The following is a 25963-nucleotide window of genomic DNA, read 5'->3' as shown; positions in this document are numbered from 1 at the left end:
TACCGGGACCAAGTCGCCTTCAGCTTGAGCGGGATTGAGGACCCCAGGTACTCAAAGCTTGCCGGACGCCACTCCAACAATCTCTATTCGTGACGTATTTGAGTATCATGTTCGCGATCGAAGGCCTCCGCGCGCGCCGACTTCAGCTCAGCATCCGCCTTCGCGATCCGGGCTCGATCCACTAACGCTTCGCCAGCCTCCTTCACATTCCCCCACGCTTCGCGCGCTTCCCCTTTGATCTGATCTTCCTGTCCGGCAAGCTTCAAGTTCTCATCGCCGACCAGCGCCCCGGCGGACTCTTCAATATGCCCGCCGATCTTCTGCAGCACACCCTTCACCTTGTCGCCATTCATGGGACCCTCCAAGAAACTGCTCTGGTAGGTTGCACCCGGCCTCGCCAAGGTTGGCTGCGAAGACAGCACGAAACTCAAGCTTCATCTCGAAATCCCTAAGTCCATCACCCATATCGGAGAGAGCTGGATCGTGCCTGCGCGTCTCCGGGTCGGGTGAGCGAGACTCAGCATGGCGCTTTCCCCGAAAGGTATAAGAGGCGGATTCCCTCTGTTGCCGGATTGGATTTCACGCTTCACCGAACGTTCCAGATCAATATAATTGCGCCTGATGCGAAAGCCGGCCCAACTTCTTGTCTACCTCCTCGTTGTCTCTTCTGTCCTATACGGCCAACAACTCTCAACCCGCTCCTGGAAGGGCGTGCTCCGCACCACGGGTGGAACCCCAATCAAGGCTGCAGCCATCCATCTAACCGGTGGTCATGGCGAGTTGGTGGCCAACACGAACGCAGACGGGGCCTTTGAATTCCCTGCGCTGCCGCCCGGCGACTATCAACTTGCCGTGGTCATCGACCAGGTGAGCCATAGCTACCCCAGCTCCCTGGCCTTGGCCACGGAATTGCCCCCGGCAATCGTCAGCCTATCGAATCAAGGCACGGTGGCGGTTACCTTTGAAGCCGCCAAAGCGGGCACGGGCGGGGAACAGCTTTCGAGTGAGACGGTAAGCGCGATACCGCTGAATAAGCGCGACTTCAGCCAATTGCTGCTGCTCGCGGCTGGCACCATGACGGATGCGAACGGCGCCACCAACTTCACCCAGCAGTTCGCCATCAATGGGCAACGCGGCGTCGAAGCCACCTTCGCGATGGACGGCGCAGACACCAGCGATCCGGAGATGGGGGGCGCGGCCTTCAGCAACTTCAACGTCGATGCAGTCGAAGAGATCCGGTCGAGCTCCGGCTGGATGCCGGCAGAGATCGGTCGTGGGGCGGCCGGATTTACGAACGTCATTACCCGATCGGGGACCAGCGGCTTCCATGGATCGATCTTTGAATTCATCAGAAATTCCTCGCTCGACGCACGCAACTACTTCGACCATCCGACCATCGCCGATCCGGGAAGAATCCCGCCGTTCCGGCGTAATGAATTTGGATTGACCAACGGCGGCCCGGTTGTCATTCCGCATATCTACGACGGCCGCGGGAAGACGTTCTACTTCGGTCAATACCAGGGATTTCGCCAAGTGCTTGGAACGACCCAGGTGCTGCCCGTTCCAACCCCGCAGGAACGCGCCGGCCTGGATACAACCGCCTATCCGGGAGATGTGCTGTTCGCGACACCAAACCCTTTGATAGCGCCCATCCTGAGCCGGTATCCGCTGCCCAATAACCCCACCGGGCCTTATGGCGCGAATACCTACGCGGCTTCGTCTAAAGTCGTCACTGACGCCAATCAGTTTTCGATCCGGCTGGATCAGCGACTCTCCGACAAGTCGCAGCTGATGGGTCGATTCACCTTCAATAATCTCTTCGGGCCAACTACGAATCCCGACCAGACCGCGATCGACCCCACCTTCGGCATCATCTATGTCGACCATCAGCGCAACGGCATCGTCACGTACACCCGTACGGTTTCGCCTCGCTTTGCCTTCGAAAGCTCGATCAGCGTCACTCGCACCACGCCACAATTTCCGACGACCAACCATGTCGATCCGGCGGTCAAGTTTAACGACGGTCTCTTCGAGGGATTCAATACGGCAGGAGGGTCGGTGATGTCCTCCTACGGAAATCTCATCATGGCGCGCCAGAGCTTCACGTGGACGACGGCGCGGCACACCATCAAGGCGGGCGGCGAGGTGAGGCTCAATCGAGACACAACTTACTTCGGCATCAGCCCTAATGGCGAATACGATTTTGGCGGAGGCACGGCTTACGCCACAGCGAATATCCCCTCTCAAAGCGGCACTCACGACGTCCATGTGGGTGATCCGTTGCCGGACACGCTAAGCGCGTTCTTGACGGGGAGCGCCTTTGTCTACACGACTGCCGTGGCCGCGCCTTATGCCTCCGGCGGCAGCCATATCGGTCCCGCCGCAATCTCTCGCAACGCGGGCGCGCTCTACATTCAGGACAACTGGAAGATCTCCGACCGCTTCGTGCTCGACTATGGTATCCGCTACGAGGTGTACTCGCCGATCACGGAACGCGCCCACCGTACTGCCGGCTTCCTGATGAACGGCGGCCAGCAGGAGTTCGTCGACAACCCGCAACCCGGCTATCGCTTCGACTGGAGCGGCGTTGGTCCACGGGTCCAAGTAGATTGGCGAGTTCACGACACGCTGCACCTCCACGCGGGCGGCGGAATTACGACAATTCCGCCCAATATATGGCAAGATAACGCGTTAACTGGAGCGGTACCTTTCGTCATTTATCCCCGCATTGTCGCCGCGCCCGCTGCGGCGGTTGCTTATGGTTTTCAAATCAATTCAGCGCAGCTTCCCACGTTCTACACGCCGAGTGGCCAGGACGTTTTTGCGAGCGGAAACACTAAGACAGTTCCTGCGAACACGGTGCTCGATATTGATCGCTATCAGCGGGACCTGGCCGCGCTCTCGCCGGGTACGAACGTCACTCCATTGACTCTGGCCGGCGTCGACCGCAACTTCGGCAATGCCTATCTGCAGACGTGGACGCTTGGCGCGGAGCGGCAGTTTGGCAAGCTGACCGCGGATGCAGCCTACGTGGGGACCGCTTCGGTGAGGCTCCCCCGCTATAGTTATCCGAATGGCTACTCTGGCGCGGGCCCTGGGTTTGCGCCTTACACCAAGTTCGACAATGCCGGGAATGTGATTGGCGGCTTCGGTACGGAGACTTTGGTGATCGCAAACTCGCATTCGAGCTATCACGCATTGCAGGCATCGCTCTCGGGCACCGTGCCCCATGGCGGCCCGGGCGTTCAGGTCAGCTACACATGGTCGAAGTCGCTCGACGATACCAGCGCGGTGATCGGCGGCACCGGCAATACCGGCGCGGTCACCGTTCCCTTTCCGCAAAATCCTTTCGATTATCGTCCGGAGAAAGGGCCATCAAGCTTCGACGTGAAACATGGCTTCACCATGAGTCTTGCCCAGGACCTTCAGCTCGAGAAAGCCCAGCTTTTGCAGCCGGTCAGCAGGAGAGTGACCGCCGGTTGGACGCTGCTCAGTATCTCGACGATCAGTAGCGGACTTCCCTTCACCATCTACTCCGGGGTGCAACAAACCGCGGCGGGATCGAATGGCGTCGATCGACCCGATCAGATCGCAACGCCGCATCTGTCGACGGCGAGAAAGGTCCGTGAGGACTATTTCGGAGAGGGCGCGAACAATGCGTCGTTCTTTTCTATACCTATCGGCGTACCAGGAGGTACCGGGCCGAACCAGGGCGTCTTCGGCTCGTTGGGCAGAAATACCTTTCGTGGTCCGGCCTACTACGACTTCGACTTCTCGTTGATCAAAGACACGCCGGTCGGGACACGCGCCAAGGGCGGCGAACTTTTCGACGTAGAGTTCCGCTCGGAGTTCTTCAATCTCTTCAACATCGTCGATATGGGCTTGTCGGCGAATACGATTCGTGGCTCCGGATTTGGTGAGATCAGCAAAACGGCGGGAACGTCGCGACAGATTCAGTTCTCGTTGAAGCTGCTCTATTGATTCCTAGCCGAATGGCGTAGTAGCTCTCGCGTCTTCAACACAATGAAATACTCATAGATCGCTTGGAGCGTGGCGTAGGTCAAACCGGGCCAGCCATCCAGAAAGCTCCGCCTTACGGCCACCATGTATAGCCACTTGAGCAGCGGCCTCCCGGGCATTCGATAAAAAAGCGCCTTCTGGTGCCGCCGGCGAGTATGAAAATCCGGGTCTAGGAGAGCGGTTTTCCATGACGGAGTCAGCGACGAGTTCTGCAAGCTCTGTTCGCTCGCGATCAGCTCCGCCTCCATGGTCGAATAGGTGTTGTGTTTGGCGATCCAATGCGCCATTCCTTTTGAAAAGGGAAAATGATCGAGTGGCTGACTGAGTTCCCCGACTTTGCCCGTCACTTCGATGACTTCGTTAACGGCTCGCGTGTAGCGCGATCGCTCCGGGCGAACCAGACGGATATAGAACGGTGAAATCTGCGCGTGTTCCAACCATGTGTTGAAGAGAAAGTCCCGCCGGCGAATACGAAAGCCGCCAATGTCCGTTGAAGCCCTCCGGACCGCCGCTTGCATCTCCAAACAGAGTTCAGGCGTCGGCCGCTCATCCGCATCGAGAATCAAGAGCCAAGGATAGGTAAAGGTAAGTTGCAGCGAAGCGTTGCGATGAGCCGCGTAGTTGTCGAAGACCCGCTGGTGGACCGTGGCTCCAGCGGCCCGGGCAATCTCGATGGTGTTGTCAGTCGAATAAGAATCAAAGACATGAACATCGTCCGACCAGGCGACCGAAGCGAGACAGCCGGGGAGGTCAAGTTGTTCATTCCGCGTCAAGATCACGACAGAGATCATGCTGCCGTTATCCTAGAGTAGTGTCCACGGAGTAGTGTCCACGAACTAGCCGAACACCCGTTTTCGGCCCTTCTGGGGCGGTGGGACGCGCACATGTGGTATGCGGACTTCCAGATTAAGATTACGAACGCGTGTTGCTTGCCGACGGCGAAGCGCTTGGCGGGCACCTCCCACGCAGTTCTGACTATGGCCAGAGATCGTTCTATCTGCTCTGGCCGTAGTCATTCGTCGTTGTCGTGAAACGCGGTTATTGGGCAACCTCCTGAGTGATGGTGGCTGCACTGGCCGCGTCGGTCGCGTTGCCGGTGTAGATGGCGGCGAATGTATTGCCGCCAACGGTAAGGTTGGAGGTCCTGATCGACGCCTTGCCGCCGGTCAGCGGGACGGTTCCAAGCACCACACTGTCGTTCTTGAAGGTGACCGCGCCCGTGGGAGTCGGCCCGGAAGCGGCGGTTACGGTCGCTGTGAACGTCACCGCGTCGCCCAGGGTTGAGGGATTCGTGGAGGAAGTCAGCGAGGTTGTGGTTGTGACTGCGGCAGGCACGATTGTGTAAGTCGCCGTGGCCACCGCGCTGTTGGTGTCCCCGCTCACAACGGCGATCGCTTTAATCGTCGTAGTGGTGGAAATGAGGATCGGGCTGGTGTACCGCGTAGAGGCTGCGGTTGGCGTCGTTCCGTCGACTGTGTAGTAGATAGTCGCGCCCGGCGTTGAATCCTCGATAGCGAACTTGTCTCCGGAATGATAAGTTCCTCCGAGTCTGGGGAAGAATGGTGTGGCTACCTGCCCTCCGGTGATGGTCTCAACTAAAGTAGCGCTACTGCTCGAGTAACTGTCGGTATCTTCGGGGAAGCGCGCAGTAATCGTGTGTTGCCCGGCAGACAGTGTGCTCGTCGAGAAGACGGCTTGCCCGGAGGCATCGACCGGTATATGGGCCACGACAGGGCCGTCGACGCTGAAGCTGACATCGCCGACCGGGGTTCCACCATACACAAGAGTCGCCGTGGCGGTGAACTTTACGGTGGTTCCAAGGACCGCTGGGTTGCTGCTGCCTACCAAGGTGGTGCTGGTTGGTTTGTGAAAGGCGAACTTGGCCACGAAGGTGGTATGTATACCGTCAGAATCGATAGACGTCTGATATTGCGTCTGAAACGCGCCGGGTGTTACCGGGAAATCACTTGAAATCGTCGTACCCGCGATATACGCGTTTCCTAAAGAGTCGAGGGCGACAGCAATTGCTTTGTCACCACCGTCATACGCATCTGAATACCCTGGAACCTTCCCGTTTCCCCCAAAATATGTGGAATAAAGAAGCGAGCCGCCTGGATCGAATTCAGTCAGGAAGGCGTTGGTACTCTTCTTGCTGGCCGCAAGGTTATGCCGCTGGATGGCCCCGCTTGTTACTGGGAAGTTCGTTGCGATAGTATGCCCGGTGACAAAAGCATCTCCTTGCTTATTCACTGCCACTCCCGCAACCACTGCGCCTGGTAAAGGGAGACCTCCATCTGTAAAACTAGTGCCACCCAAATAAGTAGAGTAGACCAAGGCGGACCCAGTCGGATCCAGCTTGGTGACAAATCCGTCGAGTGTGCTCTCGGCAGTGCTTTGAATGGCATTGCTGGTCACCGGAAAATCTGTAGAGGAGGCTTCGCCGACGGCAAACACATTTCCCTGGGGGTCGACTGCGACGCCGACGACGAAGTCTCCGGGTTGACCGAAGTTCTGAGTTCCGACCGGATTACTTCCCCCCAGGAAGGTCGAGAAGACCAGTCCAGAACCGGCGGCATTGAGTTTTGTGACAAAACCGCTGCTTCCGGATGAGCCCGGCGACGGTTTGACGGTCTGAAAGGCATTAGCCGTCGTCGGGAAGTCTGTGAATACAGTCGAGCCCCCAACGTAAGCTTCTCCGGCTGAGTTCAATACGATGGCATAGCCGTCGTCCTCTGGAATCTCTCCGAGGGGAGCGACAGAGGTTCCGCCCAGAAAGGTTGAATAGACAAGTCCTGTGCCCTCTGGATTCAGCTTGGTTACAAATGCGGAGAGTTCGCTTTTCTTGGTGGTTTGATAAGCGCCCTTGGTCACCGGAAAGTCGGCGGAGTCGGTGTAGCCGGTCACATAAGCATTTCCCTCGGCATCAACCGCAATCGCCTGGCAGTATCCGTTTTCGTACTTAATGTGTCCCCCGCTTCCGCCGAGATACGTGGAGTAGACCAACGCCGAACCGGTGGAGTTGACTTTGGCTACAAATCCGGTGTCATTCCCGTCGGTTCGTTTATAAGCGGTTTGGAAGGCTCCGCTGGTGGTTGGAAATCCATCCCCGGTCGCTCCGGTCAAATAGGCATCCCCGGCAGCATCGACCGCAAGGCCGGTAGGCGAGACGGTATTGTAGACGTCGGAGACGAAGTAAGTGGAGTAGTCAAGGGCGGTGCCGGTCTGGTTGAGCTTGGTCAGATATACGGCAGTCGAGGTTTTCTCCAGAGGGTGTTTCGTGAGGGGAAAATCCGTCGAGTAGTTTTCCCCGGTAACGTAAACATTCGCATCCTGATCCACGGCAAGAGCCTCCGCATATTCGGCCTGTGTCCCACCCAGGTAAGTCGAATAGGCCAAAACCGGATCCACCACCAACTCCCGGCTACGGTCGTAGCTGCCTAGCTCGAATCCAACCGTATTCTTCGCCAAAAGCCTGAAGCTGCCGATAACCGGCTGTCGCTGCCCGTCCTTCATCTGGTAGACGACCGGTTTGTGGAAGGCGATCTCGCCCTCCTTGGCGATGATCTCCAGGTCGCCGTCGTGGTTCAACTTCAGCTTGTCGGCTCCGGCGAAATGCAGCCGCGCCTGCTTCGGATCGGCGTTCGGCGCGACGACGAAGTCGTATTCCAGCTGCTGCTGGTTGCCGTAGTAAACAAGATCGATTCCGGGATACACCCCCGTGTATTTCACCCTGGAGTAGGTCGGCACGTTGGTATGCCACTTCGACGAATCGCTGCCGATGAAGTAGTTCGACTTGCCGGGAAGCGGCTCTTCGCCGACGACGCGTAATCCATCCGAAGCGCCGTCCAACTCCATCCGGACCACGGCGGTCTTTCCGGCCTTCGCCGAGAGCGCTGGCTTGCCGTCGCGTCCATGGACCGGCTGCGGCTCGTTCTTGTGCAGCGCCAGCACGGCTTCGCGGTTGGTCAGAAAAAGTGAGTAGCCCTGGCCGCGGGATACGAAGCGTACCTGGCTGTCGGTCTGGCCCTGGTTCGCTTCAAAACTGAGCGGCAGCTTGGCGAAGTTTGCCGTCACCGCCGGGTTCAGGGCGGAGGGTTTGGAATTCTGGGTTGGTTGAGAGGCGAAGGCAGAAGAAGAGGAAATCTGCGCAGAGGCGGCGAACTGGCCGAGAGCCAGCAGCGCGGCTGCGCAGGAAGTCAAAGTTTTCACGGTGTGCTCCTAATGGCGGGAGGCAGGCGGCTTCAGGCGGCGAGCTCGCCTCTCTGGTTGGCGGTTGGACGAACTGTTCCCAGTGGATCCGCTCGCGAACGCGGTTGTTGAAGCACATCAACGATGCGACGGTTCCCTGCGAAAGTCAATCCGGAAAGCGGGAGTTGCGGGAAGAATCTATAACCGGGCAAGCAATTTGTTCTTGCCGGCCTGTCCAACGGTTCGGCAAGACAGTGTCCCTAGTAGCACGATTCGGCCGGTGTGGAGTTCTCCTACTTCATCCCGCCCAAGATCGACCCGACAATTCCGCCGACAACGCCGCCTTCCGCGCGTTGCTCGTTTCGATTGGGAAGATACTCGGCGAGCGCGTGAGCCAGACGGGAGATCGGCAGCGACTGGAGCCAGATCCTGCCCGGGCCGGTCAGCGCCGCGAGGAAGATGCCATCTCCGCCGAAGATCATATTGCGAATACCCGGAATGCGCGCAATCTGGAAAGAGACGCTGGTCTGAAACGCGCCGACGTGACCGGGGTGGACCCGCAGAGTCTCACCGGGACGCAGGTCCTTGACGATGACCTCGCCCGACAGCTCAATCCACGCGGTTCCAACGCCGCTCACATGCTGCAGGAGAAATCCATCGCCCCCGAAGATGCCAGCGCCCAGAGATTGCTGGAAGCCGACGCCCAGCTGGATTTGCGGTGTTCCGCACAAGAAGCCGTGGCGATGAATCAGGTATTCATAGCCATTGCCCACCGGCACTGGAAGGATGTGACCCGGAACCTTGGTCGCGAACGCCAGTTCGCTGGCAGCGCCGACGGCTCGGTATTCCGTCATGAAGAGGCTGCCTCCCCCGGCGACCCTGCGAATGGCGCCGAAAAGACCGCCGCCGCCCGCCAGCTGCGTGTGGGTGGTCATCTGGATGGAAGCACCCATCCAGGACAGCTCTCCAGCTTCGGAGATGACGGCTTCATTGGGCTCGAGGATGAACTCGAGCACCGGCATCGTGGTGCCAACGATATTGCTCTGCATAGACGCTCCTGTTACAAAATCAGGTTGAACGACGCGGGAGATGGGTCCGCCGAATTGGATACGACTATATCGCTCCCGGCTGCCCTCGAGCTACTTTACTTCTCATTCAGGATGCTGGCAGGCGCCCAGGCACCCCAGTCCTCGCTGCTGGAAATCAGGCCATGCGGTACCCAGAGATTCCCATTCGCCTGCCAGCCAAAATACACCTGAAGTTACACTCCTAAGACAATTACGGTTCCCGGCTAAGTTATGATTTGAGGCAACTCTGGAGGAATCAATGCGGAAGCTGGCAAAATTGGCGGGGATGTTGTTTACGGCAGTAGCAGGGGTGGCGATGGCGGCAACGGCGGGCAGTGTCTATGATTTCTCCTTAAAATCCATTGATACCCATCAACCGGTAAGTCTATCGAGTTATCACGGAAAGGCGCTCTTATTGGTGAATGTGGCGAGTAAATGCGGCTACACTCCGCAGTATGCCGCGCTTGAGAAGCTATATGAGACGTACAAAGGTCAGGGCTTGGTCATCGTCGGCATTCCGGCGAATAACTTCATGAGCCAGGAACCCGGAACCGACGCCGAGATCAAGACATTCTGCACCAATAAGTACAACGTCAGCTTTCCCATGATGTCGAAGGTTTCAGTCAAGGGCGAGGACAAAGCGCCCCTTTATGCGTTCCTGACCGACAAGTCGTCCGACCCAAAGTTCGGCGGCGAAATCCAATGGAATTTCACCAAGTTCCTCTTCGACCGGAACGGCAATCCAGTGGCAAGGTTTGAGCCGGCCATCACGCCTGACTCACCAGAAGTGATTTCGGCAGTTCAGGCGGCGCTCAAGTAGGCCGGTGGATTCGCAGCGTTTCGCGGCGGAAGACCTCTGCCGCGGAAGACCTGGTTCTCGTTCATACCGAAAACAGATGATGTTGGTTCCACTGCAAGATCCTTGTCCCGCTTTGGACTTGAGCCTCTTCCCGCCCTCTGCCAGTACCAGGATCGGTCTACCATGAGTGCATGAGTGAGGAATTAGATTGGGACACAGCGGATCCGCTCGAGATCTTTCGGCTGTGGCTCAGCGAAGCGGAGACGGCCGAGCCGAATGATGCGAACGCGGCGGCGCTTGCGACCTCAACGCCACATGGGGTTCCGAGTGTGCGTATGGTCCTGGTCAAGCGGATCGATCAGCGTGGATTCTGCTTCTTCACCAACGCAGAAAGCAAAAAAGGCCTGGAACTGGCGGCGAATCCAGTGGCTGCCCTATGTTTCCACTGGAAGAGCCTGCGTCGCCAGGTACGGGTCGAGGGCCGGGTCTCTGAGCTGGAGAACAGCGAAGTGGATGCCTATTTTCACAGCCGTTCGCGAGGAAGCCAGTTAGGCGCGGCGGTCTCCCGGCAGAGCCGGCCGCTCGCCAATCGAGAATCGTTGGTAGAGCAGGTGCAAAACTTTGGCAAGGAGCATCCCGGAGAGGTGCCTCGACCGGAGTATTGGCGGGGATATTGCGTAGGCGGCGACCGGATTGAGTTTTGGAAGGACGGCGCCGACCGCCTGCATGACCGGTTTCTCTTTGAGTCTTCGGCAGGTGGATGGACGAAGACCCGGCTCTATCCGTGATCGGAAAGGTCGAGTAATGCGGCGCACTTTGGTGCGCCAACTCGCCTTTGGCGCGGCTCCAATATGCGATACTTCAGAAGAATGTACAAACGAGTGGTCCTCAAGCTTTCTGGAGAAGCGCTGGCAGCCGGGCGCGGATTTGGCGTGGACGTCACCAAGATCCACGAAATTGCTGGCGAGATCGCCGAAGTCCATAAACTCGGCGTCGAGATTGCCATTGTTGTTGGCGGCGGTAACTTTTTCCGCGGAGTCGCCGAACAAGCCAAGCACATGGATCGGGTGTCCGCCGACAACATGGGCATGCTGGCGACGGTCATCAACGCTCTCGCCATCCAGGATGCTCTGGAAAAGCGAGGCGTATTCTGCCGGGTGATGTCGGCGATTGAGATGAACCAGGTTTGTGAACCATACATTCGCCGCCGCGCTGTGCGGCATCTGGAAAAAGGGCGCATCGTCATCTTCGCCGCCGGTACCGGCAACCCGTATTTCTCGACCGATACCGCTGCTTCGCTGCGGGCCATGGAGATCAAAGCAGACGTATTGTTAAAGGCAACCAAAGTCGACGGCATCTACGACTCCGATCCGGTCATCAATAAAGAAGCTGTGAAATTTGACGAAATAACCTACATGGAAATCCTTCGGCTTGGGTTGAAGGTCATGGATGCAACTGCGGTGAGCTTGTGCAAAGACAACAATCTGCCCATGATCATTTTCGACATGAACCAGCCAGGGAATATCCAGCGGGTGATCTGCGAGGAGAAGATCGGCTCCCTGGTCACGGCCTGACCTCGAAGCAAACCGTGCTCAGACCGTCTGCGGCAGTACTTGATCCACCCCTCAAAGTTTCGACGGCGGCGCTGAACAAAACGGAGCCTCCCAGCAGAAAATCTCGCCTTCCAGCGCTCACTGGATTGCGAAGCTTCGCGGCTTTGAATCTGGTGTTCTTCCACTTCGGCGATCCAAAAGACTTTGGCTGGTTCTCGCCGATCGTCGACAATGGCTATACGTCGGTAAGCTTCTTTCTTTTGTTATCCGGCTTCATTCTGGCCTACAACTACACCGATCGGGCGGCCCGCGGCGAGATGAATGTGCGCGAGTTTTGGGTTGCGCGTCTCTCCCGGCTCTACCCTGTCTACCTTTTCAGCCTGATTATTTCGCTGGCAATGCTCGAGACGGAATACCACTCGCAAAGCCGGCCGATGTTCTTTGCCGGATTTTTCCTGACTCTCACCCTCCTGCAAGGGTGGAGTCCGGCGCTCTCGACCTTCTGGAACACGCCTGCCTGGACGATGTGCACCGAGGCATTCTTCTATCTGCTATTTCCGCTCGCCCTCCGCTGGAAGCGTCCGCGTAAAATTCGCTGGTTATTTGCACTCTTGATGTCGTTCTGGCTAGTGGGCATGCTGTGCCCCGCGCTTTATACCTGGTTGCATCCCGACGGGGACCTGCACCCGGATCGATATTCAAATGGCTGGTGGATGCGGGCACTCAAGTTCACCCCTCCGCCCCACGTTCCGTCATTCCTCTTCGGCATTGTGCTCGCGGATCTGAACGAGCGCTTTCCTCTTGAGAACCGATGGCGACTGCTGCTCGGCTTCGCTGGTCTCGGCTCACTCTACTTTGTGCTCTCGAACGGTGATCGACTTCCCTATGTCTTTCTGCACGATGGCTTGCTGATGCCGCTCTTCGGACTGACGATCCTGGGGCTCGCCGGCAAGAACATTCTTGCCCGGCTCTTCGGATTTCTGCCTTTTGTCATGCTCGGGGAAGCCAGCTACTGCCTCTATCTGCTGCACTTCAACTTATGGACGCTGATGCACGATTCAGGGGTGCTGCAGAAGACAGGGCTGGTCCGACTCGATCCCTGGTTCAGCTACCTGTTGCTCGTGCTGGCGGCGGTCATGACCATGAAATGGATTGAACGCCCCGGCCAACGACTGATCCGTCGCCTGGCCAAGGGGTAGAGGTTCATTTTCCTAACGCCGTTTCAGTTTTCGTGCTGGCAGGGCTTTAAATCCAACCGCCGTCGACGATGTGACTTTGGTTGGTAATGGCCGCGCTGTCATCCGAGCCGAGAAAGAGCACGAGCCTCGCGACATCCTCGGGCAGAAGAGTTCGCTTGATGCATTGAAGAGCGATGGTCTGCTCCAGGTACTCCGGCGTCATCCACAGCCGCCGCTGGCGTTCAGTCAAGATCGCGCCGGGAAGCACGCAGTTCACCCGGATGTTGCCGGCTCCGAGCGCGTGCGCGAGCGAACGAGTCATGCCGACAATGGCGGCTTTGGCGGTAGCGTAGACAGCAACCTGGGGGGATGGGATCATCCAGGCAATCGAGCTCATATTGATGATCGAACCTCCGCCGGCCGCCTTCATCCCTGCGGCGACAGCCTGCGCGGCAAAGAACTGATGCTTCAGGTTGATGGCTATCCGTTCGTCCCAGTATTCAGGGGTTACTTCTTCGAAAGAATGTCGATTGTCACTGGCAGCATTGTTGACCAGGATTGTTATGTTTCCAAGGTCGGCGGAGGTCTTGGCAATCATCTGCCTGAGCGTCTGAGTGTCCGTCACATCGCAGGCTAGGAAGTACGGCTGATGCGCGCATCGTGTCGAAAGCGAATCAAGCAGGCTCTCTGCAGAGTCAGTGGCGATGTCGAAAAAAGCGACTTTAGCCCCCTGTAGGGCGAAGTGTTCCACAAAGGCGGCGCCAATCCCCGACCCTCCACCGGTAATTAGAACTACCTTGTCTCGGAGGCTGGGATAGATTGCAAAAGGGCCCATGCGATATCCCTCAACGGAAGTTCGGTTGTAAAGCATTGCCGGAGCGCCCGACCATTCGATCTTGGCATCAAGTATTCAAGCCGGTCGACTTTAGTTGCTCCAGCCGCCGTCCGCGACAATCATTTGTCCAGTCATGAAAGACGACTCGTCGGAGGCCAGATAAAGGGCCGCAGCAGCGATCTCTTCCGGACGCCCGAGACGGCCCATTGGCTGACGCGCGACGAAGGCGGCACGCACCGTCTCCAGATCGCGATGGGCGTCGGTCTGGGCTGCCACCCGCTCGCCGAGCGATGGAGTCTCGATGGTCCCTGGGCAGATTGCGTTGCAGCGAATGCCCTGGGTGACGTAATCCGCGGCGATGGCTTTGGTCAAGCCGATTACGGCCGCCTTGGTCGCCCCATAGACAAAGCGATTCGGCGCCCCCTTGATGCTTGAAGCCACGGACGACATATTGACGATGCTCCCTTTGCGCGCCGCAATCATCCCCGGCAGAAAGGTGCGACAGGTGCGGTACATCGAGGTCACGTTCAGATCGAAAGAGAACGCCCAATCCTCCTCGGAACATTCAAGAATGCTTCCTTGATGGACGAACCCGGCACAGTTGAAGAGCACATCGAGCGTCCCAAGCTCCCGGGCAATCGCCTGGATCGCTTCTTCGTTGCGTACATTCAAAACGCGGGTCTGGATGCCGGGGCGCTCTGCCGCCAATGTCTCAAGTGCCGCTTGGTTGATGTCAGTCGCCCAGACAGTGGCGCCTTCAGCCGCGAAGCTGAGTGCTGACGCTCGTCCGATTCCCTGCCCCGCCGCCGTGATCAGTGCGACCTTGCCTTGAAGCCTGCCTGCCATGTCTCGCTCTCCCTCTAAGTTCCAAGATTCAAGCGATGATTGGGCGCTTGAATCTTGCGCGCCGGGGTTTCCCGGCTTCATTTAAATATTGACTAGAATCCAGCAAATCGCATGTTACTGGGCGATCGCGTCAAAGACCCCTGTCTCCACGGTCGTTCCATGCTTCATTTGGATGAAGATCCGGTAGGCTCCAGGTTTGGGAAATCCATACGGAAACTCCACGGTGCTGGTGACCGGTTCGGAAGCCATATTCATGCCCCCATCCATCCCATTGGCGAGCATGACAGCGGGCATAGCCGCGGAGCCTTCGGGATGAGTATGGGCGAATACACTTCCGTCAGTCTTGACAAAAGCCGCATGACCGGCCATGCCGAGATACGGCTGCATATTGCTGGCTGGCGAGCCGTCAGGCGCAAGCAGGTGAAAGCGGAAGGAGTACGCGGTATCGGCGGTCAGCGGCGTCGGACGATCCCAGACCATTGTGTAGCCATCGGGCAGCTTGTAGGAGTCGCCGAGTTGTCCGGCATTCAGCCCGTTGCCGAGCGGTGCAGGAAAAGCAGAAGCATCTTCCGGAGCAAGCGGGGCGCCATGCATGCCAGGCGGAACCTCGAGCGTGGTCACGAGCGTCTCGGGAAAGCCATTTGCATGGACAATATCTCCATAGAGCGCGTAGGTACCTGGAGGCATGCTGGGCAGCGCCATGCGGAAATCTCCCGGCGCGACAAGTTCGGGATGAAGGTGGAACGCCGCATCCATTCCCGGCTTTCGGATCGCATAGAGATGAATCAAATGACCGTGGTCCGGCAGCAGAGATGCGGTTGCGGAATCGCGGAATGTCTTGCCGGAGAGAAACGATTCTACCTTTAGATCAAGTGTATTTCCCGACAGGCTGGCCTGCGCTAACGGAGGACGATAGATGTCCTCCGCGTAACTCGCCGCCTCGACGTGCCACCACTTCGCGCCTCCCCATACCAGCAAAGCCATAAATGCCAGGCCACATACTGTCGCGATAAGGCCGCGCCGGCGCAACTGTGGAGTCACTGCCTCACCCGCGGGCAGCCGCGCTTCGCGAAAAGCCGCGCCGACCACGCCCGCCATACTGATGATCAAGAAGAGGCCGAGCAAGGCTAGCGGTACGCCCAGCTTTCGCTGCATCTGCAGTGTCGCGATCGCGACTGCCAGCACCGGCACGGAGGCTGTCGCGTCGCCCCCAGCGCCGGTTATGTCGAGCCTTACCTCCCAGGAGCCGGAGCTCATCATCCATACTCCGCCGGTATAAAATGCGGGATCAACCGGCGAAACCTTCATCGTGTCCGCGGTGGGCGGGTGCTTCGACGCTTCCCCGGTAATCGGCATGGGAGTGATTTTCAGCGTCGAGATCGCCGCTCCCGTCGACCGCACTTCGACGTTCGCAACCCCCGGAATTACATCCGGCATACGAACCGTAACAAAAAGTTTGTACGGTCCAGCCGTAACTTGCTGAAAGACATCTTTACTGCCCACATGCGCATGCGCGGATTGCGGCAGAATCAAGGCCAGGAGGAAGACTGCGCCAAGCATCCTCACCGCTGGACCTTCCGCATCCAGCTGCCAAAGCTCAGGCCGATCCAAACGCCGACGGAAGCGCAGATCGCAGCGAGGCTCAGACCGCGAAAGAGGGCCAGGCCCTGTTGGGTTTCGATGAACTGCCGCAAACGATCCACTCCCCACGAAGGCGAGTTGTAATCGAAATACATCGTTCCAAAGAAGCGGTTTGCCGATGCGGGCGTCATGAGGAAACTGGCGACGGGCCACTCGACCGCAACCAGGACTGCGACGAAGACCGCGCCTGAGAGCAGCGCAACCTGCCAGGTCTTCCACGCTCTGGTCCGCTTCCATAACAGATCGAGAGCCAGGGCCGGAACAATGATCAAGATCGGGAACTTGGCTGGCACCAGGTGCGTCACCGGATAGAAGACCGGCCCGAGCTTCGGCTGTGCGGGAAAGAGCGGCAGAATGAGGATTTCCGCGATCGCAAAAATCGTGTAAACAGCGGCCGCAAGCGTCGCTGCCCAACGATGCTGTGAAGCACGAGAGAGCATAGCCAGCGCTACTGGTACGGCAATCGCCATTGCCACGTAGGCAGTCGAGCCGTGGAGCATGACATCCCAGGTATATTCCAGCAGGAAAAACATTTGTCCGGAGACGATCAAGCCACCCAGAAAGAGAAAAAGGAGCTGAAGTTTGTGGTAACCCTGGTCTTCCGTATGGCCATCGGTGATCGCCCGGTTCATGGCGCTCAGAATTAGGAAGAGCACGCCGACGCCCACCGCCCTGATTCCGAGAATCAGCAGCGTATGCGGCGGACTGACAATCTTGACGTCGAGACCATAAGCCGAGTGCCACCAATTGTCGAAGGGAGCAGAGGTCAACATCGCAATGCCGCCCCAGGCTGCGATGAATGCACCTAAGGGTGCACGAAAGCCGAGCACACTAACCGAGATTTTTTTCAGTTGTTGCGACTTGCCGAAGGTGGTCGCAAAGATCAAGTAGCCGCAGACTACGGCGGCCAGCACCCCACATGCATAAATCGCCATATGCGCTGGCGTCCAGAAACTGTCTCGGCCGATCGAGCGGTGCCAGGAAACATCCCACGCCCCGCCAATTGCCGCCGACGTCACCGCCAGGACACCGCACCAGACATACCAGGGAACGGAAACTCTCTGAATTGACGATTGAGCGAGAGCATCCGTAGCAGCCGGACTCCCAACAGGATGAAGTGATCCAGCAGTCGCTGACATGGTACCTCCATCAAACTGCGTCAATTATCGCTGAAAGCCCTCGACGGCGCTCTGAGTCGCGTCGATTTGCCGAACATCCTCTCGCTTCAGAACGCCTTCACTCCTCCGGCACTCGCGCGCTTAGGAGATCGGCTCTACGTTGAATCCTCCAATCACCATGCGGGGTCTTTCTCCGCGAGTATCAGCGTGACGCAGCTCGGTTTTGATCGTCTGGCGATCGCCGGGCATAAGCGTAAGGTAATTGTCTTCGTAGATAGCGGGAAGAATGCGGTCCCCGGTGCTTTCCCGGACGGCCTGCAGTCGCACCATCAAAGCCGGGTAGGCCGAGGTGTTTTCGATATTGGTGGTCAGCCACCAGAGGTCGCCTTGCCGCTCCGCGCTGGTGACAGTCCTCACCTTGGCTTTTGCCAGTTGGCGGATTGCCCGGTAGTCATTCTCGTCTCGCCCGCGCATGTAGATATTTTTGGAGAGGACGGTTGCTCCGCGTGTCAGGGATAGTCGCAGGAAATGCACCGGATCGAGGCCGGTTGGATACTCCATCGGAATGCATTGAGAGGTACTGTCTTCAGCGCTATCGAGAGTAGCGGTCTTCGACCACATGGTCGACCCGTTCATGTTCAAGATGTCGACCTTGGCGGTAAGTCCAGTGGCATTCCCGCCGTTGTAGTTCACCACTTCCACGGTGTCGGTCAGGCGGTTCCATTGGATGTGCAGCGGTTCGGACGCTTTTTTGCAGCCGAAGTAAGCGGAGGTGGGTTCGAGAAAATAATCGTAGGTTTGCCATACAAACGACGGCCAGCAGGGATGGCTCATCCATAACAGCAGGCCCATGCGATATTTGCTCTGCGCCTCGAACATCGCCCGATAGCCCTCGTAGTTCACGAATTGCGCGAGCGAGATCCACTCTTCGGCGCTGGTAGCGCCCCCATAGCCATGATCGATGATGGATCGGAAACCGCTGCCACCCTGCGCCCCGTCGAGGCAAAAGTCGTGCAGTCCCCAACTGAGCCCCTGGGGCCACAGAGCGGTTTCAGGCATCATTGCTTTCACACTTTCAAGCGAGGGGATGTTCGGCATACCGATCTCGCTATGCAGCTTGGCATCCACGATGCGGAAGTAATTCACCGGCGGCAGCGCCTGATAAGGACCGTGACCGCTGACAACGAGGTCGGCGGAGCTTGGAATGTAGTGCAGTCCTGGATGGAGCTGGGGCAGCATCTTGCGGATAGCGTCTTCTAACGGCTTCGGAGGAATGCCTTCGTTTCTGCCGCAGTAGAGTCCGATGCTGGCGTGATTGCGAATTCGCAACACAAAATCTTTTGCGTTGCTCATGAAGAGGTCGTTATCTTCGGGAATCGGACCGTCCCACGGGTTGGCGAGCCAAAAATCTTGCCATACGACGATTCCATGTCGATCGCAAGCCTCGTAAAAAGCATCGTCTCCGATCTGGCCAACCCAGTTGCGGATCATGGTGAAGTTCATCTCACGGTGATAACGAACGGAAGCATCATACTCGCGAGCGCGGTAGCGGAGCATCGATTCCCCGAAGCCCCAATTCCCGCCCCGGGCGATGAACCGGCGTCCATTGATCCATATCTTGAGCGCGCTGTTTTCTTCGCTGTAGGTAAACTGACGGACACCCGCCTTGAACGTTTTCTTGTCGAGCACCTTCCGGTCCTTCATCTCGAATCTGAGCTCGACGTCATAGAGGTGGGGGGCTCCATAGCCCGCAGGCCACCACAACTCTGGACTTTTCAGGCGCAGCTCTGGATGCGTTGTGGGATCGAGCTGGATGCTCTTTCGTGTCGAAGCTTCCACAACGACATGCTGTTCGAACGGTACGCTGCCGAAAAGTCCGCGCAAAGTCCCGGAGATGGGCTTAGTTCCGTGGTTGACCAAATCCACGTTGACCGTTACTTCGGCGCTTGAGGTGTCGGGAAGCGGCAGTTTGCAGGTGATGAAGGGGTTCTCGAGTGTCACCTGCCCGGTTAAGGTCAAATAAACATTGCCCCAGATACCACTGTTCCTTCCCCGAATGGTCGGGATCCAATCCCAACCTATCGAGGCGTGATAGGTCGGATTATCGGCGCCGAGTGCGCCTCCGTTTTTACCGACGTTCTCGAGCGTCTTCTGCTTGGTGCTGCCCGGCGTAGCGTTCTTTTCAACCTTCAATACCAGGATGTTCGGTTTTCCGGCTGCCAGCTTGGCGGTGATGTCGAACTGGCCGCGATGAAAGCCGCCTTCAATGCGTCCCAACTTCTCGCCATTGAGAAAGACATCTGCCTTCCAGTTGATGCCGTCCAGGTTGAGCCACGCAATCTCTCCGGCAGGGATCGGGGCAATATTGAACTCGGTCCGGTACCAGAAATCCGAGCAGAAGAAGGAATCCGAGATGTGAAGCTGGTTCTCGCCGAAGTTAGGATCCGGGATGGCGCGGGCATTGAAATAGGAGGTGAGTGCCGTGCCGGGAACAGTCGCGACCACCCAATCCTCATTTTTGAACTCGGGGTGCGATAGAGATTCTCCAGTACCTGTGACAAGACTTGCGCGTTGCAACCGCCAAGCACCTCCGGCCAGGTCGATGCGTCTTTCACTTTGGGCTAAAGGCATGGCTCTTGGCTTAACGATCGGGCCGCCTCTTCCATAGACTTCGAGTTCGCTCAGTATGTATCCATCGGGAGAGGTTGGGCGCGTCATCAGCACGCGCACATAGCGGCCTTTCGCCGGCGTTGCCAGCTTGAGATCGTCGACCATTGCCGATCCGCCGGGAAGAGGAAGCACGTGGCTCCAGGATCTGGCGTCGTCAGACACCTGCACCGAACCCTCCGCTGCGCGAGCAATCCAGTACAGGGCGATCCGGTCGAATTCACATCGAGCGCCAAGGTCGACGTAAACCCATTCCTCGTCGAGTCCTGCGCTCATCCACGCGCTGGTAAAGCTGTATGGGCCACCGATCTGGACACGCCGCTCACCTTGGTAGAACTCCACCTGACCGAGACCCCATTGCATCTCGGCGAAGTCCGCCGATGAGCACGCGCACTCTACCTGGTAGTACCGATGCTGAGAGGTCTGCTGAAGAGGAATGGAAGGATAGAAGAGGTGTCTTCCTCGGGTAATATCCGGCGGATAGTCCGTTGGAGAAAGAGGCTCTGAGGCGTTGGCTTTGCCGACGGGCTGCCACTCGCGGCCATCCTCGGAGACTGAAACTGTAAAGGTCAAGCTCTCCACGGGAATTTTGTCCGAGAGCACCGCGAATACAGCGAGACGATCGACCGACGGGGCTTCCTCCCCGCCGCCGATCCTGAACTGGACTACCACCTGCGGACCTTCTAGCTCGATCAGGTTGGAATGAAAGTGATCGAGGAGCATCTCCCGCTCGGCCTTTGGCAGGATGCCGCGCCCGCTTACCGACGTAGAAATCCAAGTTGGAAGATGGGTGTCCTTGATGCCGTCGGTCACGAGCTGCGCGGTCAGGTTGTAGTCGTAGCTGCTGGAATGATAGGCGGGTCGAAGTAGCGCCAGGTTCCGGTAGGTGGACGCGTCGATTATTAGCTCGGGAGCAAAATTCTCAGAGGGAGCACCAGGATAGAGACCGATACCGCGAGTAAACCCTAAGTCGACCCCAGAAGATGCACCGGATGACTGGGCCGCCTGAGCTAACACTTCATTTGCCTCGTGCGAAGAAGACGCCAAAGCCGGCAGAGCGGGCAGGGAAATTCCTGCGCTCGCGATCATCGTGTTCTTCAGAAAATCCCGTCTGGATGTGGTCATTCAAATCTCCCAGCTTCACCATACCTTGCTTGCCGGGAGCGGTCGAGGTCTCGAATGAGGGACTTATGCCAATGCCAGAGGAACTGCTTCCTCCCACCGGCCCTGCGATTTAAGAATGAGTTCCACGATCTCTCGCGCGGCGCCTTGGCCGGCCAGGCGGCTTGTGGTGTAATGACAGACTGCTTGCAACTCCGGGGCGCCGTTGGCCACGCATACCGCAAGTCCAGCGCGCTGGGCGAGGGGGATGTCGGGGAGATCGTCGCCCATGTACGCGACCTCTTCTTCGGAAACTCCGGCCTGCTTGACACATTCCTCGAAAGCCACGGTCTTTTTAGCTTGACCGAGATAGACGAAGCGAACCTTCAACTCTTTGGCGCGTTGTGCGACCGCGGGGGAGTGGCGTCCGGTGATGAACCCAGTCTGAATGCCCATGGTGTGGGCCAGAGACAGGCCTTGACCATCCTGAGCGTTGAAGACCTTCATCTCGGTGACCGCCCCGGCTTCCGGGCCTTCCGCGGCCACCCTTCCGATCAGGCAGACGCCCCCATCAGTGAGGGTGCCGTCCACATCCATGAGGAAGAGCTTGATCTTGCGGGCACGAGAGAGCACATCGGGCGAGGCCAGGGAAGCAAGCATGGTATCGGACATGCCTCCATGCTAGAGCAAAGCAGAGCAGGTGTAATGTGGAACAGCTACTCTAGACGAGCTTTTTCGCTAAGAAAGAACCTACAGAACGACTCCTCGGCTTGCTTAGGGCGGCTCTGTTTTGCTCAACACCTGCGCTGCTTCTGACACTCACTTTTGAGCGTCCTTGGCACTTGGCCTGAGCGCCGAATGGATCGCGCCGAGCAATGCGCCCGAGGGATCGCTCGTATAGTCCCAGAACATGACTCCCGCGAGATGATGATCCAGCACGTACTTGCACTTCACCGAAAGCGACTCGGCATCTTCATAGGAGACGAAGATTCGCTTCTCGGCGTTGTATAGGTAGGGCACCGAAGCCTTCTCATTCCAATAACGAGAGTAGCCCTGACCCAGCATGGTAGTCGCGATTGACGCGTAGTTGGCGAAGGCGTTGGGTACGGGCGCTCCTGCCTGAAACAAACCATGATTCAACGGCGGAACCTGTCCCCATACGTGCCCGTAGAAAGGTACGCCCAGCACCAGTTTGGATGCGGGCACACCGGCTTGCTCGAAATCCCTTACGGATTGATCTGCAGAAACCGCTTTTGGATCGGAGGGATCGACAAACAATGGCGCGTGGTTGCCGGTGATCTTATCCACTCCTGGCTCATAGTAGTCGTAGCTCATCAGGTTGACCGTGTCGACGAGCTTCTGCACGGTCCTCATGTCGGTGTGCTCCAGAAACTCGGTTGATGCGCCGGTAGCGATGGTGATGTAGAGTCGGCGATGGATCTGCTTCTCGACCTTGTCGAAGCGCTCGCGCAGTTCTTTGAGCAACAGCGTGTAGTTCTGCTTGTCTTCGGACCGGAAGGGGTTCCCTGCTCCGGCCATACCGGGATATTCCCAATCAATGTCCAGTCCATCGAGCTTGTAGCGCACGACAAAATCCGCCACGCTGTCGATGAAGATGGCGCGGCTGGCCGGCGTCAACGCCATATCGGAGAATCCTCCCGACCATAGCCACCCTCCTACCGATACCAGCACCGTCAGGCCAGGATTTTCGAGTTTCAATGAGTTGAGAGTGGCAAAATTTGCTTCATCGCTCGCATAGCCTTCCACCATGCGGCCTTTAGCGATATTGGCAAATGCGTAGTTCACCCGCGTGAGCTTCCGGGCGTCGATTTGAGCCGGGGCGATCAGGCTGTCTTTCGCAAAAACATAAGCGGTTACAACTGGCTGCGCGGTAGCGCCTCGCACTTGCGCCAACAGAAGAACAAGCAGAATGGCAGTCCTGGTGCGCCACCCGCCAAATTGACCTAAAAGCCAGAACGAAGATGGATCGCCTGGGGGGCGATCGGAGAACATCAAATTCCTCAGAGATGAAACACTCAAAATCGCTCCGTTTCGTAGCACAAGCTTGGCGGTCCAATGAGTTCAAGGAGTAAAAGCCGCGATGATCCATGTTCGCAGAAGTTAGGCGCCAACCAGAACGGGCCACCGCTATTCCTTATGAAATACTTTGCGAGAGCGGATTCGCCTGGCGACGTCCGCTGATTGCATCTGAGCAAAGCAAGGGAGATTGGTTTTGGAAAAGACTTATGTACCGGATGAGAAGCGCTACGACGGAGCGACATTCCGGCGATGCGGGCGGTCGGGGATAGTTTTGCCGCCGGTGTCGCTTGGCTTATGGCAGAACTTCGGCGGCATCGATGCTTTTGAGACCGGACGGGCGATGATCCGGCGAGCCTTTGACCGGGGTGTGACCCACTTCGACCTGGCGAACAACTACGGGCCTCCTTACGGCTCCGCCGAGGAGAACTTTGGTGAGATTATGCGAAAGGATTTCCGCGCCCACCGCAATGAACTGCTGATCTCCTCGAAGGCTGGATGGGACATGTGGCCTGGCCCTTATGGGATTGGCGGCTCGCGAAAGTACCTGCTGGCATCGCTCGATGAAAGCCTGCAGCGCATGGGGCTCGAGTATGTCGATATTTTCTATTCCCATCGCCCAACCATGGATGTACCGCTCGAAGAAACCATGGGAGCTCTTATTCAAGCGGTGCGCCAGGGGAAGGCACTTTACGTTGGCATTTCGTCCTATAGTCCCGAACGGACCCGCGAAGCCGCGCAGATTTTGAGAGAGGGCGGCGTCCCTCTGCTGATTCACCAACCGTCGTATTCGATGCTGAACCGTTGGGTGGAAGAGGGGCTGCTCGACACGCTGGGAGAACTCGGGGTCGGTTGCATCGCGTTTTCTCCTCTGGCTCAAGGCCTATTAACCGACAAATACCTGCACGGAGTACCCGAGAACTCGCGAGCCCAGGCGCAGGGTTCGTTTCTGAAAGAGTTCTTAAGCGACGACAATCTTGGCCGGGTTCGTGCACTAAGCGAGATTGCAAAGCGACGCGGACAGACACTGGCGCAGATGGCGATCGCGTGGGTTCTGCGCGACCGGCGCGTGACCTCTGCGCTGATCGGAGCACGGCATGTGAAGCAGCTTGACAGTTCTCTCGATGCAATTCACAAACTCGAATTCAATCAAGCAGAGCTGGAGGAGATTGATCACTACGCTAAAGACGGAGCTATCGACCTCTGGAAGAGCGCGCGGGAAGGAGCGGCGTAGCCGACACCGACGCTCCTTTGCGGAGCGCCCGAAAAACAATCTTAACGTTCGATCCAGGCAGCGTTGTCGGAATCAAAACCGCCTCTTTGCATCGCTGTCTTTTAACGGCGTCAGTTTATAGAGGATCAGGTCATTACGGTCTTCATCGTCATAGGCTGGGAAATTCGCGACCTCGGTTAGCCGGAACTGGGTTTGGAGATCTTCGAGCGTCCCGGGGTCGAGCTCATTCCAGGCGGCATACCATCCGGGCTGGTATTTACGGATCCGGGCGGGAAGATCGAGCGTCCCAAAGTCGTCGCAGATCGCCGGGAGGCCGGTGATTAAGGCGATGTCACTACCGCTGATCGAGAGCAGCAGCCGGTTGCGGTTCGGATGCTGATCGACGTAGCGAGTCAACCCTTCGGCAGCATTGACGAACGTATATTGCGGGTGAAAGGCAAACCACAGAGTTTCATGGGTATTGATGAAAAGGCTAACCGCAATGCCGAGAGCCGCAATTGCCGTCAAGGCCCGTCGCGCCCAGTCCAGGCCTGACGCCAGTCTATGCAACGCCAAAACCGTCATGATGATCAGCGGGAAAGCGACCACCTGGTAATAACGCGGCTGCATATTGTTGTGAAAGCCGATGAAGCCCAGGTAGCTCGCGCTGGCGAGGAATGAAGCAACAAACAAGGGGCTTCGCCATACGCTCCTGAAGAGGAACACGGAGAGAACTACCAATCCAGTGGTCACCGTGACCAGCTTTGGATCCACCCATGATGTTCCATGGACGGCGTACCAGAGTGCCATGAACCACCCACTCGCCGTGGTTGGTTGCGGATAGACATTCGCGGTGAAAAGGTAATGATAGTCGTCGAGATAGTGTGGCCTGACGAGGAAGAAATAATACAAGCCCCACGGAATTGCCGCCGCGAGTCCGACTAGGGTCACTGCTGAAAACAGGCTTCGCCGGTCATGCCGCTGAGACCTCCATAGAAGATAAGCGACGGCCGGAAAGAGAAAGATTGCCGTCGTCTTGGTGAGTACCATCAGACAGAGCAGGATCCCGATCGCGACCAGGACAGTGATCCGCTGCCGCGAGGACCGCGTGCGCGGCAGGAGCAATGCAAGCAGCCAGGAAAGCAGGCCAAGGAAGATCAATAACGGTTCCAGGATCGCGAGCCGGCTAAAGCAATAGAGAAAAGCATTGCTTGCCGCGATCACGGCCGCGAGCAACGCCGCCCAGCGCGGCGCTTCGGTCTTGACGAGCAAGTAAGTTAGGGCAACGCTGCCGACGAAGATGGCGACCGCGAGAATTCTCGCCGACATCAGGCTGACGCCCGTGAAATGAAAGAGGATCCACTCCAGGAAGGGCCATACCGGCAGGGCTACAGCCGGATTGAAGTCTCCAGGAACATACCAGCCGCCGCGAACAAAGTAGGCGATTGCTGCATTGCCATACCAGCCTTCGTCGGTATACTTCGCGTAGTCCATCCACGGCGAAAAGTTCGGGAAATCCGCGCGCGGGTGAACGAAGTGGACCGCGAGGAGAATCGCCACGAAGGCGATTGCAACAAGCGACGCGGCTCGCGCCGCTGTTGGATTCTGCTTCATCCCTGGAAGACACAACTTCCGCAGGCGGATTGCCGCGGTCTTTCTATCCGTAGGAACCCAAAATCCCGGGTTTGGTTCCACGGTCT

General features: G+C 57.7%; 18 protein-coding genes. 6 read left to right on the top strand and 12 right to left on the bottom strand.

All coding sequences use genetic code 11. The annotated features are described in order from the left end of the window. Positions 1–83: 83 nt before the first annotated feature. Entirely contained in the window at positions 84–353 is a 270-nt protein-coding gene (locus ACPOL_RS17585) for a CsbD family protein (RefSeq protein WP_114208213.1), read from the bottom strand. A 268-nt stretch (positions 354–621) separates the two neighbouring features. Here ACPOL_RS17585 and ACPOL_RS17580 point away from each other — a divergent pair, with 268 nt between their 5' ends. Continuing rightward, a complete protein-coding gene (locus ACPOL_RS17580; protein ID WP_114208212.1) occupies positions 622–3981 on the top strand; it encodes a TonB-dependent receptor in 3360 nt (1119 codons plus the stop codon). Here ACPOL_RS17580 and ACPOL_RS17575 read toward each other — a convergent pair. The 3 genes from ACPOL_RS17575 to ACPOL_RS17565 all read right to left on the bottom strand — a co-directional run bounded on the left by ACPOL_RS17575 (position 3975) and on the right by ACPOL_RS17565 (position 9257). Further along, on the bottom strand, positions 3975–4811 hold the full coding sequence (locus ACPOL_RS17575; protein ID WP_114208211.1) for a glycosyltransferase family 2 protein: 837 nt from the start codon (positions 4809–4811) through the stop codon (positions 3975–3977). The two genes, ACPOL_RS17580 and ACPOL_RS17575, sit on opposite strands and share 7 nt — an antisense overlap. Positions 4812–5058: 247 nt before the next feature. After that, a complete protein-coding gene (locus ACPOL_RS17570) occupies positions 5059–8229 on the bottom strand; it encodes a DUF7948 domain-containing protein (protein WP_114208210.1) in 3171 nt (1056 codons plus the stop codon). A gap of 272 nt (positions 8230–8501) precedes the next feature. Further along, positions 8502–9257, bottom strand: coding sequence for an AIM24 family protein (locus tag ACPOL_RS17565; protein ID WP_114208209.1), 756 nt, complete (start codon positions 9255–9257; stop codon positions 8502–8504). 277 nt (positions 9258–9534) lie between these two features. Here ACPOL_RS17565 and ACPOL_RS17560 point away from each other — a divergent pair, with 277 nt between their 5' ends. From ACPOL_RS17560 to ACPOL_RS17545, 4 genes are all read left to right on the top strand, one after another. After that, on the top strand, positions 9535–10095 hold the full coding sequence (locus ACPOL_RS17560; RefSeq protein WP_114208208.1) for a glutathione peroxidase: 561 nt from the start codon (positions 9535–9537) through the stop codon (positions 10093–10095). A gap of 170 nt (positions 10096–10265) precedes the next feature. After that, positions 10266–10862 (top strand): pyridoxamine 5'-phosphate oxidase, encoded by a 597-nt coding sequence (gene pdxH, locus ACPOL_RS17555; protein ID WP_114208207.1) that lies wholly within the window; start codon positions 10266–10268, stop codon positions 10860–10862. A gap of 81 nt (positions 10863–10943) precedes the next feature. Next, the gene (pyrH, locus tag ACPOL_RS17550) at positions 10944–11648 is read left to right on the top strand and encodes a UMP kinase (protein ID WP_114208206.1); all 705 of its coding nucleotides are present in this window, start codon (positions 10944–10946) and stop codon (positions 11646–11648) included. Positions 11649–11662: 14 nt separating this feature from the next. Further along, complete coding sequence (locus tag ACPOL_RS17545; RefSeq protein ID WP_236656849.1) at positions 11663–12826, top strand: acyltransferase family protein; 1164 nt, start codon at positions 11663–11665, stop codon at positions 12824–12826. Positions 12827–12872: 46 nt separating this feature from the next. On the opposite strand, the gene ACPOL_RS17540 is transcribed toward ACPOL_RS17545, so the two are convergent. The 7 genes from ACPOL_RS17540 to ACPOL_RS17510 all read right to left on the bottom strand — a co-directional run bounded on the left by ACPOL_RS17540 (position 12873) and on the right by ACPOL_RS17510 (position 23026). Next, positions 12873–13640 (bottom strand): SDR family NAD(P)-dependent oxidoreductase, encoded by a 768-nt coding sequence (locus ACPOL_RS17540; protein ID WP_114208205.1) that lies wholly within the window; start codon positions 13638–13640, stop codon positions 12873–12875. Between the two features lie 90 nt (positions 13641–13730). Next, complete coding sequence (locus tag ACPOL_RS17535; protein WP_114208204.1) at positions 13731–14486, bottom strand: SDR family oxidoreductase; 756 nt, start codon at positions 14484–14486, stop codon at positions 13731–13733. A 114-nt stretch (positions 14487–14600) separates the two neighbouring features. Further along, the gene (locus tag ACPOL_RS17530; protein ID WP_114208203.1) at positions 14601–16046 is read right to left on the bottom strand and encodes a hypothetical protein; all 1446 of its coding nucleotides are present in this window, start codon (positions 16044–16046) and stop codon (positions 14601–14603) included. 2 nt (positions 16047–16048) lie between these two features. Next, a complete protein-coding gene (locus ACPOL_RS17525) occupies positions 16049–17266 on the bottom strand; it encodes a hypothetical protein (RefSeq protein WP_236656848.1) in 1218 nt (405 codons plus the stop codon). Between the two features lie 120 nt (positions 17267–17386). After that, positions 17387–21037, bottom strand: coding sequence for a glycosyl hydrolase 2 galactose-binding domain-containing protein (locus ACPOL_RS17520; RefSeq protein ID WP_114208202.1), 3651 nt, complete (start codon positions 21035–21037; stop codon positions 17387–17389). A 63-nt stretch (positions 21038–21100) separates the two neighbouring features. Beyond that, entirely contained in the window at positions 21101–21685 is a 585-nt protein-coding gene (locus ACPOL_RS17515) for a KdsC family phosphatase (protein ID WP_114208201.1), read from the bottom strand. Positions 21686–21832: 147 nt separating this feature from the next. Continuing rightward, on the bottom strand, positions 21833–23026 hold the full coding sequence (locus ACPOL_RS17510) for a glycoside hydrolase family 18 protein (RefSeq protein WP_114208200.1): 1194 nt from the start codon (positions 23024–23026) through the stop codon (positions 21833–21835). 220 nt (positions 23027–23246) lie between these two features. Between ACPOL_RS17510 and mgrA the strand changes: the two genes are divergently transcribed. After that, complete coding sequence (gene mgrA, locus ACPOL_RS17505; protein WP_114208199.1) at positions 23247–24284, top strand: L-glyceraldehyde 3-phosphate reductase; 1038 nt, start codon at positions 23247–23249, stop codon at positions 24282–24284. 72 nt (positions 24285–24356) lie between these two features. Here the strand turns inward: mgrA and ACPOL_RS17500 are convergent, their stop codons facing one another. Next, a complete protein-coding gene (locus tag ACPOL_RS17500; RefSeq protein ID WP_114208198.1) occupies positions 24357–25877 on the bottom strand; it encodes an ArnT family glycosyltransferase in 1521 nt (506 codons plus the stop codon). Positions 25878–25963 lie beyond the last annotated feature (86 nt).

It is taken from the genome of Acidisarcina polymorpha, from assembly GCF_003330725.1.
In the GTDB taxonomy this organism is placed as follows: Bacteria; Acidobacteriota; Terriglobia; order Terriglobales; family Acidobacteriaceae; genus Acidisarcina; species Acidisarcina polymorpha.
Note: the sequence above shows the minus strand (reverse complement) of the source record. Positions and strands in the feature narration are given on the sequence as shown.

Excerpts from the sequence above, each read along its gene's own strand:
- ACPOL_RS17575 (WP_114208211.1), bottom strand. The coding sequence starts at position 4,811 with ATGATCTCTGTCGTGATCTTGACGCGGAATGAACAACTTGACCTCCCC.
- ACPOL_RS17585 (WP_114208213.1), bottom strand. The coding sequence starts at position 353 with ATGAATGGCGACAAGGTGAAGGGTGTGCTGCAGAAGATCGGCGGGCAT.
- ACPOL_RS17540 (WP_114208205.1), bottom strand. The coding sequence starts at position 13,640 with ATGGGCCCTTTTGCAATCTATCCCAGCCTCCGAGACAAGGTAGTTCTA.
- ACPOL_RS17535 (WP_114208204.1), bottom strand. The coding sequence starts at position 14,486 with ATGGCAGGCAGGCTTCAAGGCAAGGTCGCACTGATCACGGCGGCGGGG.
- ACPOL_RS17510 (WP_114208200.1), bottom strand. The coding sequence starts at position 23,026 with ATGTTCTCCGATCGCCCCCCAGGCGATCCATCTTCGTTCTGGCTTTTA.
- ACPOL_RS17520 (WP_114208202.1), bottom strand. The coding sequence starts at position 21,037 with ATGACCACATCCAGACGGGATTTTCTGAAGAACACGATGATCGCGAGC.
- ACPOL_RS17580 (WP_114208212.1), top strand. The coding sequence starts at position 622 with ATGCGAAAGCCGGCCCAACTTCTTGTCTACCTCCTCGTTGTCTCTTCT.
- ACPOL_RS17560 (WP_114208208.1), top strand. The coding sequence starts at position 9,535 with ATGCGGAAGCTGGCAAAATTGGCGGGGATGTTGTTTACGGCAGTAGCA.
- pyrH (WP_114208206.1), top strand. The coding sequence starts at position 10,944 with ATGTACAAACGAGTGGTCCTCAAGCTTTCTGGAGAAGCGCTGGCAGCC.
- ACPOL_RS17565 (WP_114208209.1), bottom strand. The coding sequence starts at position 9,257 with ATGCAGAGCAATATCGTTGGCACCACGATGCCGGTGCTCGAGTTCATC.
- ACPOL_RS17500 (WP_114208198.1), bottom strand. The coding sequence starts at position 25,877 with ATGAAGCAGAATCCAACAGCGGCGCGAGCCGCGTCGCTTGTTGCAATC.
- ACPOL_RS17515 (WP_114208201.1), bottom strand. The coding sequence starts at position 21,685 with ATGTCCGATACCATGCTTGCTTCCCTGGCCTCGCCCGATGTGCTCTCT.
- pdxH (WP_114208207.1), top strand. The coding sequence starts at position 10,266 with ATGAGTGAGGAATTAGATTGGGACACAGCGGATCCGCTCGAGATCTTT.
- ACPOL_RS17525 (WP_236656848.1), bottom strand. The coding sequence starts at position 17,266 with ATGTCAGCGACTGCTGGATCACTTCATCCTGTTGGGAGTCCGGCTGCT.
- ACPOL_RS17530 (WP_114208203.1), bottom strand. The coding sequence starts at position 16,046 with ATGCTTGGCGCAGTCTTCCTCCTGGCCTTGATTCTGCCGCAATCCGCG.